The sequence below is a fragment of the Neorhizobium sp. 2083 genome, assembly GCF_031455615.1.
Classification (GTDB): Bacteria; Pseudomonadota; Alphaproteobacteria; order Rhizobiales; family Rhizobiaceae; genus Neorhizobium.
Genome location: NZ_JAVDTC010000001.1, coordinates 833,038 through 849,249, shown reverse-complemented (window position 1 = coordinate 849,249; position 16,212 = coordinate 833,038). Strand labels below are relative to the sequence as shown.

Sequence of the window (16,212 nt, the reverse complement as noted above, 5' to 3'; positions counted from 1 at the left end):
GGTCAGACGCCGAGCCGGTCGCGCAGGCCATACCACCAGGCCCCGAGCACGGTGAGCGGCACCCGGAACGTCTGCCCGCCCGGGAAGGGCAGGTTGGGCAGCGACGACCAGATGTCGAAGCGTTCCGCATGGCCCGCGACCGTCTCGCCGAGGATCTTTCCCAGCAGATGCGTGGTTGTCACCCCGTGGCCGCTGTCGCCGTGCGAGAAATAGACCTTGTCCGACAGCTTGCCCATATGCGGGATGCGCGTCAGGGTAAGGGCAAAATTGCCGCTCCAAGCATAGTCGATCCTCACGTCCTTCAACTGCGGAAACGTCTTCAGCATATTGGGACGGATGACGCCCGTAAGATCGCTCGGATCGTGCCCGCCATAACCGATGCCGCCGCCATAGAGCAGCCGGTTGTCCGCGGTGCGCCTGTAATAGTCGAGGATATAGTTGGCGTCCTCGACGCAGTAATTCGCCGGCAGCAGGCTTTCTATCAGCGTCGCATCGAGCGGTTCCGTCGCCATCACCTGGCTGGAAACCGGCATCATCCGGCCGCTGATCTCCGGAAATTGCGGAGACAGGTAGGCATTGCCGCAGACGAGCACATAGGAAGCCTTCACCGAGCCCTTTTCTGTCTGCACCACCGATCTTTCGCCTGTCTCGATGCCGGTCGCGCGCGAGCCTTCGAAGATCCGCCCGCCGAGGCTTTCGAACGCCGCCGCCTCGCCGAGCACCAGATTGAGCGGGTGGATATGGCCGCCGAGCCTGTCGATCATGCCGCCGGCATAACGGTCGGTCTTCACATATCGTCCGACCTCGGCCTTCGAGATCATCTCCAGCCCGCCATGGCCATGTTTTTCCCAGTCGGCCTTGTGATGCTCCATTTCGCGGATCTGCTTGTCGGTGAAGGCCGCGAAGAAACCGCCATGCACCAGGTCGCAATCGATCCCGTATTTCGCGACCCGGCCGCGGATGATCTCGCCGCCTTCGAGCGACATCGCCCCGAGTTTCACGGCCTTGTCGCGGCCGTAGCGCCCGGCGATGGTTTCGAGATCGCGGCTGTAGCCGTTGACGATCTGGCCGCCATTGCGGCCCGAGGCACCGAACCCGATGCGCTCCGCCTCCAGCACCACGACGGAATAGCCGCGCTCGGCAAGCTCCAGCGCCGCGGAAATGCCGGTGAAGCCGGCGCCGATCACGCAGACATCCGCTGCCGTCTCGCCATCGAGGGCCGGCCGCACGCGCTTGTCCGCGGCGGATGCCGCATACCAGGAATCCGTGTGGCGGGGATTGTCTGCGGGTCTGAAGGCCATGTCACACTGTCCCAGCAAAGATGCCGCATTCGACGCCGGTCACGCGCGGGCCAGGTTCCTGCAGTTCGTTCGGCTTGCAGCCCGGCCCACTCGCTCGAGAGAGCTAGGCGTTGAAACGTTCCGGCCTGTAGGCCGAGATGTCGATCAGCGTCTTGCTCCCCGCGATGGCCTCGGCAATCACCTGCCCGGTCACCGGCCCGAGCGTCAGGCCGTGATGCGCGTGGCCGAAGGCGAACCACAGGCCGTCGTGCCGCGGAGCCTTGCCAATCACGGGCATCATGTCCGGCGTGCAGGGGCGGGCGCCCATCCATGGTTCGCTGTCGAGCCGTTCTGCAAGCGGGAAGATGCTCCGTGCGACGGTCTCGGCGCGATCCAGCTGAACGGGTGTTTTCGGCGCATCGCGACGGGCGAATTCCGCTCCGGTCGTAAGCCGGATGCCCTGGTTCATGGGCGCCAGGAAATAGCCGCGCTCCGCATCCATGGTCCAGCCGTTGAGCTTCGCATTGCCCTTGGCCGCATAGTGCATGTGGTAACCGCGCTTGACGCCGACCAGGAAATTGTAGCCGAGCGGCTTGGTGACCGTGTCGGACCAGGGGCCCAGCGCCACGACCACATCCTTGGCTTCGACCGTGCCGTCGCCGGCGACGATCCGCCAGCCGGTCTTGGTCTGCGACAGGCTCTTGGCATCTCCCTTCAGCACCCGGCCGCCGAGCTTTTCGAACAGCGCCACATAGGCACGGGTCAGGGCCAGCGGATCCTTGACCGACCACGGATCTTCCCAGCGCAGTCCGCCGACGAAATCAGTGGAGAGGTTGGGCTCCTGCGCGGCGATGTCGGCAGGTGAAAGCTCCTTGAACGCAACGCCATATTCCCTGCGAAGGTGCTCGGCCTCGCCGATCTCGCCATCATGCTTGGCGCGGGTGCGGAACACCTCCGTCCAGCCGTTCTTGGCGATCAGATCCTGGGCTCCGGCTTCTTCGATCAGCTCGTTATGGGTCGCGATCGAGTGCTCGATCAGCGGCGCATAGGCGCGGGCGATCAGCTGGTGGCGGGTCAGGTTCGAATGCCACCAGTATTTCGCCAGGAACGAGGTGACCGAGGGAATGGCTTTCCAGTGATAATGCGCGTCGATGCGGTTGTTGAGCGCATAACGCAGGATCAGGCCGAACTGCTGCGGAAAACCATAGGGGACGACACCCTCGCGCTGGATAAGGCCGGCATTGCCGTAGGATGTCTCCATGCCGGGTTCTTTCCGGTCGACGAGCACCACCGACTTGCCGCGCCGGGCGAGCTGCAAAGCCGTCGAAACACCGACAATGCCGGCTCCCAGCACGATCGCATCTGCTGTCATGATCTGAATTCCATTTCACAAGTCTTTTATAGTTCGAGGCTTTTGAACATGCCGCCCGGAATGCTGCGGCGCAAATGAAAAATCACGGATGCCTATACGGAATCCCTATTTCTTCGCGGCATCCCTCCAATCGAAAGCCTACGGGGCCGCCGCTACCTTTGGATCGCGCATCGGTTTCGATGCCGGCTCCGCGCGAACAAAGCCGCGGGCCAATCCCAACAAGGAGTGACTGAAATGTTTGGTCGTTTGGGGCACGTTTACGTCCTGCATCTTGCTGAAGCCAAGGCCCGGCATCGTCGGCTGTCGCAGCCGGATCGCCCGGTCGACGCAAATCTCGGGATCTTCCTGAGACTTCTCGGGGTCATCGGTCTCGGTCTTTGCGCCGCGGGCCTCGTTTCCGTGATGGTGGCTTGAGGAGAACATGATGAACAAGGCAATGTCGAAAAGCGAACCTGCCTCGCATGGCGTACGCTTCATGGTCGGCCGCGATGCCGGCGGCCGCTGGATCGTCTCCGACCGCGACGGCCTCGTCGGCGGACTGTTCACAGACCGGGCGTCGGCGGTGCATTTCGCCATGTTCGAAAGCGATCATCTGCCCGGTGCCGTCTGCTGTGTGCCGGATGATGTGACCTTGAGCCTCGGGCCGATTTTCGAAACCCCGGTCAAGGCCCCCAAGGCGATCAATTCCAGCCTGAAGATCGTCGGACGGGCGTGAGGAGAATGCCGGTGTCCAGGGCCATTCACTATATGCGCGGACAGGTCTATCCGCGCTCCCGCCGTTTCGGGAATCCGGACCGTCTGCATGCGTCGAATATCATTCTGGGCATGCTTGCGGTCATGCTGGTCGTGCTTGTCGCGGCCTATGCCGTCACCTTCGCGGCCGCTTCCTGAGGGCGACCGCCGCCGGAAAGAACAAAAATCCTATAGGATTTTTATTTCTTTCCTCTGCGCCCCGTCTCGAACCCCTATGCGGTCGCGCCGCATATTAGGGTCAGAGAGATCGCAAAGGATCGTCTCCAAGCCGGAAAGCATCGCGGTGCCCCTCTTTGAGGATGGCACCCTTTGCCTTGTTCGGCCGCGCCTTAACAACAGGAGTCCAGATCAATGTTGGACGTCATTCTAGTCGGCACCGCAGTTGTCTTCTTCGGTCTCTGCCTTGCCTATACCCGCGCCTGCGACAGGCTTTGAAGGGAGAAGCACCGATGATCCTCGATTATGCCTTGAGCGGTGCCGTGACCGTGTTCCTCGCCGTCTACCTCACCTACGCTCTCATTCGCCCCGAACGCTTCTGAGAAGAACGCTTTTGAAAAGAACTGGCGCTTCCAGACAAGCAGCCGGGTATTGAAAGTTAACCCCAAATGACCCTCAACGGATGGCTTCAGATCCTGCTTTATTGCGGGATCATCATCGCGCTCGTCAAACCGCTCGGCGGTTACATGACGCGTGTCTTTTCAGGCGAGCGCACTCTTCTGTCACCCGTCCTCGTTCCGATCGAACGGGGACTTTATGCCGTGGCCGGCACCAGCGAACGCGAAGACCAGCATTGGACCGCCTATGCCGTCTCACTGCTGCTGTTCAATCTCTTCGGCGTGCTCGTCCTTTACGCCCTGATGCGTCTGCAGGCGGGCCTGCCTTTTAATCCCGCCGGGATGGGCGCCGTGCCGCCGGAACTTTCGTTCAATACCGCCGTCAGCTTTGTCAGCAACACCAACTGGCAGAACTACGGCGGCGAAAGCACCATGTCCTATCTCACCCAGATGATGGGCTTCACGGTGCAGAATTTCCTGTCCGCCGCGACCGGCATGGCGATCGCCGTCGGCCTGATCCGCGCCTTTACCCGCGCATCGGGCAAGGCGATCGGCAACTTCTGGGTCGATATGACCCGCGCCACGCTCTACATCCTGCTGCCGGTCTGCATCGTCCTGACGCTGGTCTATGTCTGGCTCGGCGTGCCCCAGACGCTCGGCCCTTACGTCGAGGCAACGACGCTGGAAGGCGCCAAGCAGACCATCGCGCTCGGCCCGGTCGCCTCGCAGCTTGCCATCAAGATGCTCGGCACCAATGGCGGCGGTTTCTTCAACGCCAACTCGGCGCATCCGTTCGAGAACCCCGACAGCATCTCCAACATGATCCAGATGGTCTCGATCTTCGCGATCGGTGCGGGCCTCACCAATGTCTTCGGCCGCATGGTCGGCAACCAGCGCCAGGGCTGGGCGATCCTCGCCTCGATGGGCATCCTGTTCATCGTCGGCGTCGGCATCACCTACTGGGCGGAAGCGGCCGGCAATCCGCTGATGCACCAGCTCGGTCTTGCGGGCGGCAACATGGAAGGCAAGGAAGTGCGCTTCGGCACGGCCCTGTCCTCCCTTTTCGCGGTGATCACCACGGCCGCTTCCTGCGGCGCGGTCAATGCCATGCACGGCTCGTTCACGGCACTCGGCGGCCTCATCCCGCTCATCAACATGCAGCTCGGCGAAGTCATCGTCGGCGGCGTCGGCGCGGGTTTCTACGGCATCATCCTCTTCATCATCGTCGCCGTCTTCGTCGCAGGCCTCATGGTCGGCCGCACGCCGGAATATCTCGGCAAGAAGATCGAGGCGAAGGAGATGAAGATGGCCGTGCTCGCCATCCTCTGCCTGCCGCTCGCGATGCTGGTCTTCACGGCGATCGCCAGCGTCCTGCCGTCCGCCGTCGCTTCGGTCGGCACCGCCGGCCCGCACGGCTTCTCCGAAATCCTCTATGCCTACACGTCGGCTGCGGCCAACAACGGCTCGGCTTTCGGCGGCCTGACGGGCAACACGCCCTGGTACAACGTGACGCTCGGTCTCGGCATGCTGATGGGCCGCTTCCTGGTCATCATCCCGGCCCTTGCGATCGCAGGCTCGCTGGTCGCCAAGAAGACCGTTCCGGCATCGGCAGGCACCTTCCCGACCGATGGTCCGCTGTTTGTCGGCCTGCTGGTCGGCACGATCCTGATCGTCGGCGGCCTCACCTTCATGCCCGCTCTGGCGCTCGGCCCCGTCGTCGAACACCTGGTCATGATCGCCGGCCAGACCTTCTGAGGTATCAAGGGAGAATGCCATGAGCATCCGTAAAGCCCTCCGCAGACAGTCCACCCTTGCCTCGCAAAAGCGGGGCAAGGGTGGAGAGGGCCCCTACGGATCCTATGCAATTTTTATCATGACGGCGGTCATTCTTGCCGCTGTCCTCGTGATCGAAGTCTTGCGTGGCTGATCGACCCTTCGTCGCCTCGATAGACAAGCCAATTCATCTACAACGCTGGAGTCTCTTATGAGCCAGGCAAAATCCGCGAGTATCATGGATAGTCGCATCCTCATTCCGGCGGTGGGCGCCGCTTTCAAGAAGCTCAACCCCCGGACCCTCGCCAAGAATCCGGTCATGTTCGTCGTGGCCACGGTCTCGGTCCTCACCACCGTGCTTTTCCTCCGCGACCTCGCGGCCGGCAACGGCAATCTCGGCTTCTCCTTCCAGGTCAACCTCTGGCTCTGGTTCACCGTGCTGTTCGCCAACTTCGCCGAAGCCGTCGCCGAAGGCCGCGGCAAGGCGCAGGCGGATTCGCTGCGCAAGGCCCGCACCGAAACCCAGGCGAAGCTTCTGTCGGGCAGCGACCGGACCCAATACAAGATGGTTGCCGGTACCAGCCTGAAAGTCGGCGACGTCGTGCTCGTCGAACCGGGCGACATCATTCCCTCCGATGGCGAAGTCATCGAGGGCGTCGCCTCGGTCAACGAAGCTGCGATCACCGGCGAAAGTGCCCCGGTCATCCGCGAATCCGGCGGCGACCGCTCGGCTGTGACCGGCGGCACCCAGGTGCTGTCCGACTGGATACGTGTCCGCATCACGGCGGCTGCCGGCTCGACCTTCCTCGACCGCATGATCTCGCTCGTCGAAGGCGCCGAGCGCCAGAAGACGCCGAACGAGATCGCGCTCAACATCCTGCTCGCCGGCATGACGCTGATCTTCGTGCTCGCCACCGCGACGATCCCGAGCTTCGCCATCTATGCCGGCGGCTCGATTCCGATCATCATCCTCGTGGCCCTGTTCGTGACGCTGATCCCGACCACGATCGGCGCGCTGCTCTCGGCGATCGGCATCGCCGGCATGGACCGTCTCGTCCGCTTCAACGTGCTCGCCATGTCCGGCCGCGCGGTGGAAGCAGCCGGCGACGTCGATACGCTGCTCCTCGACAAGACCGGCACGATCACGCTCGGCAACCGTCAGGCGACTGCGTTCCGTCCGGTCCGTGGCGTCTCCGAACAGGATCTCGCCGATGCCGCCCAGCTCGCTTCGCTTGCCGACGAAACGCCGGAAGGCCGTTCCATCGTCGTGCTCGCCAAGGAAAAATACGCGATCCGCGGCCGCGACATGGCGAGCCTCAAGACGAATTTCGTGCCATTTACTGCCCAGACCCGCATGAGCGGCGTCGATCTCGAAGGCTCGCAGATCCGCAAGGGCGCGGTCGATGCGGTGCTCGCCTATGTCGGCGCCGGTGCCTTGCCGGTCTCCGGCAACGCGGCGATCGCGGCCAGCCCGCAATCCGATATCGTGCGTGAGCTGCAGGCGATCGCCGACGAAATCGCCAAGGCCGGCGGCACGCCTCTCGCCGTTGCCCGCGACGGCAAGCTGCTCGGCATCGTGCAGCTGAAGGATATCGTCAAGGGCGGCATCCGCGAGCGTTTCGCCGAACTGCGCCGCATGGGCATCCGCACGGTGATGATCACCGGCGACAACCCGATGACCGCCGCTGCGATCGCCGCCGAAGCCGGCGTCGACGACTTCCTCGCCCAGGCGACGCCGGAAAACAAGCTGACGCTGATCCGCGAGGAACAGGCCAAGGGCAAGCTCGTCGCCATGTGCGGCGACGGCACCAACGACGCCCCGGCACTCGCCCAGGCCGATGTCGGCGTCGCGATGAACACCGGCACGGTCGCCGCCCGCGAGGCCGGCAACATGGTGGACCTCGACTCGGACCCGACCAAGCTCATCGAGATCGTTGAGATCGGCAAGCAGCTGCTGATGACCCGCGGCGCGCTGACCACGTTCTCGATCGCCAACGACATCGCCAAATATTTCGCGATCATCCCGGCGATGTTCCTGACCTTTTATCCGCAGCTCGGCGTGCTCAACATCATGGGGCTCGCCACGCCGCAAAGCGCCATCCTGTCGGCGATCATCTTCAACGCGCTGATCATCATCGTACTGATCCCGCTGTCGCTGAAGGGCGTCAAATACCGTGCCATCGGTGCCGGCGCGCTTCTGTCCCGCAACCTGCTGGTCTACGGCGTCGGCGGCATCATCGTCCCCTTCATCGGCATCAAGGCAATCGACATGATCGTTACCGCGATCGGTCTCGCCTAAGGAGTAAAGTCCATGTTGAAACAACTTCGTCCCGCGATCGTCATGATCGTCGCCACCACCGCCATTACCGGCCTGATCTACCCCTTCGCCATGACCGGCATCGCTCAGGCGGTCTTCCCCGCCCAGGCGAACGGCAGTCTGATCGAAAAGGACGGCACCGTCGTCGGCTCGACCTTGATCGGCCAGGCCTTCACCGGCGACCAATATTTCCACGGCCGCCCGTCGGCCGCCGGTGACGGCTACAACGCCGCCTCGTCCTCCGGCTCCAATCTCGGTCCCACCAGTGCCAAGCTGATCGACCGGGTGAAGACGGATTATGAGGCCGCCAAGGCGACCAACCCGAATGCCGAAGTGCCGATCGACCTCGTCACCGCCTCCGGCAGCGGCCTCGACCCGCATATCTCGCCGGAAGCGGCGCTCTTCCAGGTGCCGCGCGTCGCCAAGGCGCGGAACATGGATGAGGCGGCGGTCCGCGCGCTCGTGCAGGCCCATGTCGACGGCCGCGAACTCGGTTTCCTCGGCGAACCTGTGGTCAATGTACTGGCGTTGAATATGGCGCTTGACCAGGCCCGTTCTTAAATTGAAATGGCTGCGGCTATCCTTCGGATGGACGCAGCCTTCCCGACCGGGAGACGGATGATCGATGCCCGACGACAGTCGCGAAATGGAGAGCAGGCCTTCGCCGGACGCGCTTCTGGAGCACGCCGAGCGCGAGGCGCGCGGGCGGCTGAAGATTTTCCTCGGCGCCGCCCCCGGCGTCGGCAAGACTTACGAGATGCTGATGTCCGGCCGCGCCCGCAAGGCCGACGGCGTAGACGTGGTGATCGGCGTCGTCGAGACCCATGGCCGCAAGGAGACGGAGGCGCTGGTCGAGGGCTTCGAGGTCGTGCCGCGCAAGCTGATCGACTACCGAGGCCAGCAGCTCGACGAAATGGATCTCGACGCCATTCTGGCGCGTCGTCCAGCGCTCGTCCTTGTCGACGAACTCGCCCATACCAACGCCAGCGGCAGCCGCCATCCGAAGCGTTACATGGACGTGCAGGAAATCCTGCTCCAGGGCATAGACGTCTATTCGACGCTCAACATCCAGCATGTCGAGAGCCTCAACGACGTCGTCGCGCAGATAACCCGCATCCGGGTGCGCGAGACGGTTCCGGATAGCATTATCGACCGGGCCGATGACGTCGAGATCATCGACATCACCCCGGACGACCTCATCAAGCGGCTGAACGACGGCAAGGTCTATGTGCCGACCACGGCACGGCGGGCCATCGAGAACTACTTTTCTCCCGGCAACCTGACGGCTTTGCGCGAACTGGCGCTCCGGCGCACCGCCCAGCGGGTCGACGAGCAGCTCCTCAACCACATGCAGGCGCATGCGATTTCCGGCCCGTGGGCGGCGGGCGACCGGGTGCTCGTCTGCCTCGACCATGGCCGCAACGGTGCGAGCCTGGTGCGCTACGCCCGCCGGCAGGCCGATCGGCTGCGGGCGCCGTGGGCGGCGCTGCATCTCGAAACACCGCAATCGGTCAATCTGCCCGAACAGGACAAGGACCGGCTGGCCGCCAACATGCGGCTTGCCGATCAGCTCGGCGCGGAGACCGTGACGCTCCCGGCGCTGCAGCCGTCGCGCGAGATCATCGCCTATGCGAACGCCAACAACTTCACTCATATCGTCGTCGGGCGCCCCGGCAAGCCGCGCTGGCGGCAATTCTGGCAGGGATCGGTCACGCATGACCTGATCCGTTACGCGGGCAATATCAGCGTCCATGTCATTTCCGGCGACGCCCGGGACGGCGAGCCGCAGCGCGGCGTCAAGGCGGCCCAGCTGCCAAAGGCATTCAGCCTCAAGCCCTATGTCAAAGCCACGATTTTCGTGGGCCTTGCGATCGTCGCCGGCGCGGCGCTCGACCAGACGCTCGACGTCCGTAACCTCGCCCTCGTTTTCCTGATGGCGGTGCTGGCGGCGGCGGTGCGCGGCGGGCTGGGACCTGGCCTGTTCGCATCGGTTGCCGGTGCGCTCTCCTTCAACTTCTTTTTCCTTGAGCCGCGCTACACGTTTACCGTCCAGGATCCGGAAAGCCTGGTGGCGCTGTTCTTTTATCTCGGCGTCGCGGTCGTTGCCTCCAACCTCACGGCGGCCGTGCAGCGCCAGGCGGCGGCGGCCCGCCAGAGAGCCCGGACCACCGAGGACCTCTATCTCTTCTCGAAGAAACTCGCCGGCACCGGCACGCTCGACGACGTGCTCTGGGCGACCGCTTTCCAGATAGCGTCGATGCTGAAGGTCCGGGTCGTCATCCTGCTGCCGGAAAACGGCTCGATCGCCGTCAAGGCCGGTTACCCGCCGGACGACACGCTGGTGGATGCCGATATCGCCGCCGCCAAATGGGCCTGGGAGCACAACCGCCCGGCCGGCCGCGCCGCCGATACGCTGCCGGGGGCCAAGCGTCTCTATCTCCCGATGCGCACCGGCCGCGAGGCGGTCGGCGTCATTGGCCTCGATAACGACAAGCAGGGACCGCTGCTCACCCCCGAACAGCAGCGGCTGTTCGACGCGCTGGCCGATCAGGCAGCACTTGCGATCGAACGCATCCAGCTCGTATCGGATGTCGACAAGGCCAAGCTCGCCGCCGAGACCGACCGCCTGCGCACCGCGCTGCTGACCTCGATCTCGCATGACCTGAAGACGCCGCTTGCCGCGATCATGGGCTCCGCCGGCACGCTCAAGGATTTCGGCGCCGATATCCCGGAAGAGGCGCGCGCCGAACTGCTGACCAGTGTGGTCGACGAATCCGAGCGGCTGAACCGCTTCATCTCCAACCTGCTCGACATGACCCGCATCGGCTCTGGCGCCATGGAGCCCAACTACGCCTTCCATTTCGCCGGCGATATCGTCGGCACGGCGTTGAGCCGGGCGGCGAAGATCGCCTCCGGGCACAGGCTCAATGTCAGCATTCCGGCCGACATGCCGATGCTCAAGGTCGATCCCGTCCTGTTCGAGCAGGTCCTGTTCAATCTGATAGACAATGCCGCCAAATATGCCCCGGACGAGACGGTGATCGACATCCGCGGCTGGCAGGATGGCGGTTCGATCCTTATCTCGGTGATGGACGAAGGGCCGGGCATTCCGCCGGACGATCTCGAACGCATCTTCGACAGTTTCTACCGCGTTCGCAAAGGCGATCACGTGCGGGCCGGCACGGGGCTTGGCCTTTCCATCTGTCGCGGGTTCATCGAGGCCATGGGCGGCACCATCCGGGCCGCCAATCGCTCGGATCGCCCCGGCGCAATCTTCACGATCCGTATGCCCATCCTCGAAAATACGATCGGGTCGGCCGAAATGCCCATTCTGGGAGAACAGGAATGACCAATACCGCCGTGCGCGTCCTGATCGTCGATGACGAGCCGCCGATCCGCAAGCTCCTGCGGGTTGGCCTCTCCACCCAGGATTATGCCGTCAGCGAGGCCATGAACGCCAAGGTCGCGATCGATCTCGTCAAGACCGACAAGCCGGACCTGATCATCCTCGATCTCGGACTGCCGGACATGGCCGGCCACGACCTGCTCGCCAGATGGCGCGGCGAGGGGCTGGACCTGCCGATCGTCATCCTCTCCAGCCGTACCGACGAAGCGGGCATCGTCAAGGCTCTGGAGCTCGGCGCCGACGACTATGTGACGAAGCCCTTCGGCATGAACGAGCTCGTCGCCCGCATCCGCGTGGCGCTACGCCACCGCCTGCAGACCCAGGGCGAAAAGCCCGTCTTCCAGACCGGCGAGCTTTCGGTCGACCTCGTCAAGCGCATCGTCAAGGTGGCGGACAGGGAGATCAAGCTGTCCCCGAAGGAATACGACATCCTGCGCATCCTGGTTCAGCATGCCGGCAAGGTGCTGACCCACCGTTTCCTGCTCGAACATGTCTGGGACGGCCTGACCGATGTGCAATACCTGCGCGTCTACGTGCGCCAGCTGCGCCAGAAGATCGAAAAGGTGCCCGACCAGCCGCAATACATCCTGACCGAGACCGGCGTCGGTTATCGGCTGCAGGAAGGCCAGTAGGCGCCGCGAGCTCAATCAATGGACATGACATATGAAACTCGGTGATTACCTCCCGCCGGAGAATATCGTGCTCGATCTCGCGCCGCCGTCGAAGGTCATCCTGATCCGGCAGCTCGCCGCGCTTGCCGCCGAAAGGCTGGCCGTCGATGCCAACGAGATCGTCCGGGTGCTGACCAACCGCGAAACCCTGGGTTCGACGGGGATCGGTGCCGGCATCGCCATTCCGCATGCCACCGTGAAGGGTCTGGATCGGCATTTCTGCCTGTTCGCGCGGCTGGCAAAACCGGTCGATTTCGAGGCGGTGGACGACGAGCCCGTCGATCTCGTATTCCTGCTCCTCAATCCGGAAAACCGTCCGAACCACCTGAACATCCTGTCCTGCATCGCGCGGCGCGTGCGTGAGGAAGACGTGGCTGCAGCCATTCGGCGAGCGACCGGCGTTCAGGACGTCCATTCGCGGCTTTGCCTCGTAAATCCATGATAAAAATAGAGGTAAGTTAAATTAGGCGAAAGTAAACGACTTCTTCCTATGGTCCTTTATCAGCGGATCGCAGCTCCCGAGCCGCTCTATTGGGTCGGTTTGGGAGAGAGAGATGACTGGTGCAATCAAATTCCTGCCCTCCAGGACTTTTGCTGCTGTTGCATTTGCCGTTTTCGGCTTTGTCGGCCTGATCATCTGGGGGGAATATTCCAGCTGGCAATCCCAGGTCGCCCGTATCGAGGCGGATCTGGTCCAGACGGCCAAGGCTCTGGTGCAGCATGCCGACGATACGGTCGATATGGCGAAGTTCCCGCTGGCGGCCCTGATCACCCAGATCGAGCAGGAGCGCGGTACGCCGGACATGCCGGCAAAGATCACCCAGGTGATGAAGCGCCAGATCGCCACCACCCGTTGGCTCGACGCTCTCGCCGTCATCGACGCCGACGGAAGGATGATCGCAACATCGTCCTCGATCGACGCCAGCGGTCTCAACTTTTCGGACCGGGAATATTTCGTCTTCCATCAGGCCTCCGAGACGCGGGACCCGGTTTTGGGCAGGCCGCTGAAGAACAAGTTGTCCGGTCAGTGGATTTTGCCCGTCACGCAAAGGATCAGCAATCCGGATGGCAGTTTCGGCGGAGTTGCGCTCGCTGCCTTCATCCTCACAGAACTGACCAATTTTTTCCAGGGGTTCAGCCTCGGCAGCGAAGGTTCGTTCCTGTTGGTCCGCCGCGACGGTGTCGTGCTGGCGCGCGCGCCGTTCCTCCAGACACAGCTGGGATCGAGCATCTCCTCCTACGATCTCTTCACGACCTACCTTCGCCAAAGCGATTCCGGCTCCTATCACTACACGTCGCCGATCGACGAGACTCAGCGCATAGGCGGCTATTACCGGAGCAAGCATAGCGGTCTCGTCGGGCTTTCCGCGGCGTCCCAGTCCGAAACGCTGGCGACCTGGATGAGGGGCGCGCGGATCCGCTGGATGTCCTGTCTTATCCTGGTGACGATCACCGGTTTCCTCGTCTGGCGCTGGCGACGCCAGATCATGCTGCGGCGCGCGAGCGAAGCGTTGCTGGTGGCGCGCGAGGCCGAATTCCGGCTGCTTGCGGAAGGCTCCGGCGACCTGATCCAGCGCTTCAACGGCAATGGGATCCGGGAATATCTGTCGCCGTCCGTCAGGGAGATACTCGGCGTCGATCCCGACGCGATGATCGGCACCCATATCCTCGAGAACCTGCACGAAGACGATCATGAGGTCGTTTCCCAGATCATGGAGCGCTTGCGGCAAGGATCGACGAGGGAAAACATGGTCGTCCGCCGCAAGCGGGCCGATGGCAAGCAGATCTGGCTCGAAACCACGCTGAACCGGCTGCCGGGCGGCACCGGCGCCGACATACGCATCGTTGCCGTGACGCGCGACGTGACGCGCCAGAAGAACATCCAGGAGGAGCTGGACGCGCTCGCAAATACCGACGAGCTCACCCAGCTCGCCAATCGCCGCTCCTTCAACATCCATTTCGAGGACATGGTGCTGCAGGCCGCAAAGCAGCTCGCGCCGCTTTCCATTCTGATGATAGACGCCGACCGCTTCAAGTTCTTCAACGATACCTACGGCCACGCCGCCGGCGATGACTGTCTGCGCGCGCTCGCCGATGTGGTGCGTGGCTCGATCCGCCGGTCGAGAGATTTTACAGCCCGTTATGGCGGCGAGGAGCTGGCGGTCCTTCTGCCGGATACCGACGGCGCGGGTGCATTGAAGGCGGCGGAGAAGATCCGCCAGCGTGTCGCCGATCTTAAATTGCCGCATGAGAAGAACCTGCCCTGGGGATATGTGACGATCAGCATCGGCACGGCGACCTTCCATCCTGCCAGGGGCGACAGGCTGACGACCGCGGAACTGTTCGAGTACGCCGATCATGCGCTCTACCGGGCGAAGAACAGCGGCCGCAACCAGGTCGCGGCCGCTGGCGACGAGGCGGTCAGGGCGCTCGGCCGGCCTGACATGAAGTCCTTCTGAGCGGCCGCCGAGGCCACTGGCTCATCGCCTTCCTTGATGAATGCCAGATTTGGCGCTTGACGCCCGCCGGAAGCGGGATACTAAGAAACATCCCGCACCGACGGCCGTTTGACCGCCGAACGTCCATTCCCATCGTGTTCGCCGCGTGGCGTTCCCAGGTAAACCCATGACCCATCCAAGCTCCAACCGGGCGCTCGTCATTGCGGCCGTCATGGCAAGCATGGCGATGATCGCGATCGAGGCCACGATCGTTTCGACGGCCATGCCGCAGATCGCCGCCCAGCTCGGTCAGCTGAACCTCTATAGCTGGGTCTTCTCGTCCTTCCTGCTCGCACAGACGGCGATGACCGTGGTGTTCGGCAAGCTTTCCGACATTTACGGCCGCAAGCCGATCATCCTGCTCGGCACGGCGATCTTCCTGATCGCTTCCGTTCTGGCCGGTTTTGCCTGGTCCATGCCGTCGATGATCGCCTTCCGGCTCTTGCAGGGCATCGGTGCCGGCGCGATCCAGCCGGTCATCATGACGGTGGTCGGCGACCTCTATCCGGGGGCGGAGCGCGGCAAGGTGCAGGGTTATCTGGCCAGCGTCTGGGCGCTTTCGGCGGTCGTCGGGCCGCTGCTCGGCAGCGTCATCGTCCACAGCCTTCCCTGGGCCTGGGTGTTCTGGATCAACGTCCCGATCGGCATTGCATCGGCGCTCGGCTTCATCGTCTATCTGCACGAGGAAAAGCAGACCCGCACGGTATCGATCGATTTTCTGGGAGCCGGCCTGTTCGCGGTGGCCATTTCGGCGCTGATGATCGCGCTCACGGAAACCGAAGGCGCCACCGCCTACATGTTCGTTTCGCTGGCCGTCTTTCTCGTCAGCTTCTTGCTGTTCATCTGGCAGGAGCGGCGCGCCGAGGCCCCGATGATTTCCCTCGAACTCTGGCTGAAGCGGCCGATCGCCTTCGCCAATACCGCGGTCTTCCTCGCCAGCATGGCGATCATGGGGCTGACCACCTTCCTGCCCATGTACGTGCAGACGGTGCTCGACCGATCGCCGCTGGTTGCGGGTTTCGCGCTGACCATGCTGCTGGTCGGCTGGCCGAGCGGCGGGACCTTCGCCTCACGGATGTTTCCGCGCTTCGGATTGCGGCCGCTGATGATCGCCGGCAGCGTCTTCGTGCCGGTCGGGACGCTTTTCCTGGTGCTGCTGACGCCGGGAAGCTCGCCCGTCCAGGCCGGTGCCGGCTCGCTGCTGATGGGTTTCGGCATGGGTCTCTTGAACATTTCCGGCCTGGTGATCATCCAGGACAATGTCGGCTGGTCGGAACGCGGCAGCGCGACCGCCTCCAACGTCTTTTCCCGCAATCTCGGAAGCACGCTCGGTGCAGCGCTTCTCGGTGCCGTGCTGACTTACGGCCTTGCCAATTCCGTCGCGGGGCCGATCACGTCCGATCAGGTGCGCGACCTCCTGCAGGGGGCAGGCGGCGGGCTTGCGGCCGACTCGCCCGTCCGGCTTGCGCTTCAGCATGCGTTGCACATGACCTTCATCGCAATGTTCCTGATCACCGCCCTGATCGTCGTCGCCTGCCTCGGCGTGCCGGGCGTGACCCGGCGCGCGGAGGCGGCGCAGGAAAGCTGA

General features: G+C 63.5%; 15 protein-coding genes. 13 read left to right on the top strand and 2 right to left on the bottom strand.

The features are described 5' to 3' along the window. Positions 1-2: 2 nt before the first annotated feature. Both J2X76_RS04440 and J2X76_RS04435 read right to left on the bottom strand, forming a co-directional pair. Entirely contained in the window at positions 3-1,301 is a 1,299-nt protein-coding gene (locus J2X76_RS04440) for an FAD-binding oxidoreductase (protein WP_310213627.1), read from the bottom strand. Between the two features lie 103 nt (positions 1,302-1,404). Continuing rightward, on the bottom strand, positions 1,405-2,652 hold the full coding sequence (locus tag J2X76_RS04435; protein WP_113129761.1) for an FAD-binding oxidoreductase: 1,248 nt from the start codon (positions 2,650-2,652) through the stop codon (positions 1,405-1,407). A 234-nt stretch (positions 2,653-2,886) separates the two neighbouring features. Between J2X76_RS04435 and J2X76_RS04430 the strand changes: the two genes are divergently transcribed. From J2X76_RS04430 to J2X76_RS04370, 13 genes are all read left to right on the top strand, one after another. Beyond that, positions 2,887-3,066 (top strand): hypothetical protein, encoded by a 180-nt coding sequence (locus tag J2X76_RS04430; protein ID WP_162732353.1) that lies wholly within the window; start codon positions 2,887-2,889, stop codon positions 3,064-3,066. Between the two features lie 10 nt (positions 3,067-3,076). Continuing rightward, positions 3,077-3,367 (top strand): hypothetical protein, encoded by a 291-nt coding sequence (locus J2X76_RS04425; protein WP_113129763.1) that lies wholly within the window; start codon positions 3,077-3,079, stop codon positions 3,365-3,367. 11 nt (positions 3,368-3,378) lie between these two features. Further along, complete coding sequence (locus J2X76_RS04420) at positions 3,379-3,543, top strand: hypothetical protein (protein WP_162732354.1); 165 nt, start codon at positions 3,379-3,381, stop codon at positions 3,541-3,543. Between the two features lie 311 nt (positions 3,544-3,854). Further along, positions 3,855-3,944 (top strand): K(+)-transporting ATPase subunit F, encoded by a 90-nt coding sequence (locus J2X76_RS04415; RefSeq protein WP_113129764.1) that lies wholly within the window; start codon positions 3,855-3,857, stop codon positions 3,942-3,944. A 66-nt stretch (positions 3,945-4,010) separates the two neighbouring features. Beyond that, positions 4,011-5,714, top strand: a complete 1,704-nt coding sequence (kdpA, locus tag J2X76_RS04410; RefSeq protein ID WP_113129765.1) for a potassium-transporting ATPase subunit KdpA — start codon at positions 4,011-4,013, stop codon at positions 5,712-5,714. 19 nt (positions 5,715-5,733) lie between these two features. Further along, a complete protein-coding gene (locus tag J2X76_RS04405) occupies positions 5,734-5,886 on the top strand; it encodes a hypothetical protein (protein WP_162736516.1) in 153 nt (50 codons plus the stop codon). Positions 5,887-5,943: 57 nt separating this feature from the next. Then, the gene (gene kdpB / locus J2X76_RS04400; protein WP_113129766.1) at positions 5,944-8,031 is read left to right on the top strand and encodes a potassium-transporting ATPase subunit KdpB; all 2,088 of its coding nucleotides are present in this window, start codon (positions 5,944-5,946) and stop codon (positions 8,029-8,031) included. Positions 8,032-8,043: 12 nt separating this feature from the next. Further along, on the top strand, positions 8,044-8,610 hold the full coding sequence (gene kdpC, locus J2X76_RS04395; protein ID WP_113129767.1) for a potassium-transporting ATPase subunit KdpC: 567 nt from the start codon (positions 8,044-8,046) through the stop codon (positions 8,608-8,610). 64 nt (positions 8,611-8,674) lie between these two features. Further along, a complete protein-coding gene (locus J2X76_RS04390; RefSeq protein WP_310213626.1) occupies positions 8,675-11,398 on the top strand; it encodes a sensor histidine kinase KdpD in 2,724 nt (907 codons plus the stop codon). After that, positions 11,395-12,087, top strand: a complete 693-nt coding sequence (locus J2X76_RS04385) for a response regulator transcription factor (protein ID WP_113129769.1) — start codon at positions 11,395-11,397, stop codon at positions 12,085-12,087. Before J2X76_RS04390 ends, J2X76_RS04385 begins: the two co-directional genes overlap by 4 nt. Positions 12,088-12,118: 31 nt before the next feature. Then, positions 12,119-12,568, top strand: a complete 450-nt coding sequence (locus J2X76_RS04380) for a PTS sugar transporter subunit IIA (protein WP_113129770.1) — start codon at positions 12,119-12,121, stop codon at positions 12,566-12,568. A 112-nt stretch (positions 12,569-12,680) separates the two neighbouring features. After that, positions 12,681-14,585 carry a diguanylate cyclase gene (locus J2X76_RS04375; protein WP_310213623.1) on the top strand — a complete coding sequence of 635 codons (1,905 nt, stop codon included), beginning with the start codon at positions 12,681-12,683 and terminating at the stop codon, positions 14,583-14,585. Positions 14,586-14,751: 166 nt separating this feature from the next. Next, a complete protein-coding gene (locus tag J2X76_RS04370; protein ID WP_113284006.1) occupies positions 14,752-16,212 on the top strand; it encodes an MFS transporter in 1,461 nt (486 codons plus the stop codon).

Coding starts and splice junctions, on each gene's coding strand:
- J2X76_RS04405 (WP_162736516.1), top strand. CDS start 5,734: ATGAGCATCCGTAAAGCCCTCCGCAGACAGTCCACCCTTGCCTCGCAA.
- J2X76_RS04390 (WP_310213626.1), top strand. CDS start 8,675: ATGCCCGACGACAGTCGCGAAATGGAGAGCAGGCCTTCGCCGGACGCG.
- kdpB (WP_113129766.1), top strand. CDS start 5,944: ATGAGCCAGGCAAAATCCGCGAGTATCATGGATAGTCGCATCCTCATT.
- J2X76_RS04430 (WP_162732353.1), top strand. CDS start 2,887: ATGTTTGGTCGTTTGGGGCACGTTTACGTCCTGCATCTTGCTGAAGCC.
- J2X76_RS04425 (WP_113129763.1), top strand. CDS start 3,077: ATGAACAAGGCAATGTCGAAAAGCGAACCTGCCTCGCATGGCGTACGC.
- J2X76_RS04370 (WP_113284006.1), top strand. CDS start 14,752: ATGACCCATCCAAGCTCCAACCGGGCGCTCGTCATTGCGGCCGTCATG.
- J2X76_RS04440 (WP_310213627.1), bottom strand. CDS start 1,301: ATGGCCTTCAGACCCGCAGACAATCCCCGCCACACGGATTCCTGGTAT.
- J2X76_RS04375 (WP_310213623.1), top strand. CDS start 12,681: ATGACTGGTGCAATCAAATTCCTGCCCTCCAGGACTTTTGCTGCTGTT.
- J2X76_RS04380 (WP_113129770.1), top strand. CDS start 12,119: ATGAAACTCGGTGATTACCTCCCGCCGGAGAATATCGTGCTCGATCTC.
- kdpA (WP_113129765.1), top strand. CDS start 4,011: ATGACCCTCAACGGATGGCTTCAGATCCTGCTTTATTGCGGGATCATC.
- J2X76_RS04435 (WP_113129761.1), bottom strand. CDS start 2,652: ATGACAGCAGATGCGATCGTGCTGGGAGCCGGCATTGTCGGTGTTTCG.
- kdpC (WP_113129767.1), top strand. CDS start 8,044: ATGTTGAAACAACTTCGTCCCGCGATCGTCATGATCGTCGCCACCACC.
- J2X76_RS04415 (WP_113129764.1), top strand. CDS start 3,855: ATGATCCTCGATTATGCCTTGAGCGGTGCCGTGACCGTGTTCCTCGCC.
- J2X76_RS04385 (WP_113129769.1), top strand. CDS start 11,395: ATGACCAATACCGCCGTGCGCGTCCTGATCGTCGATGACGAGCCGCCG.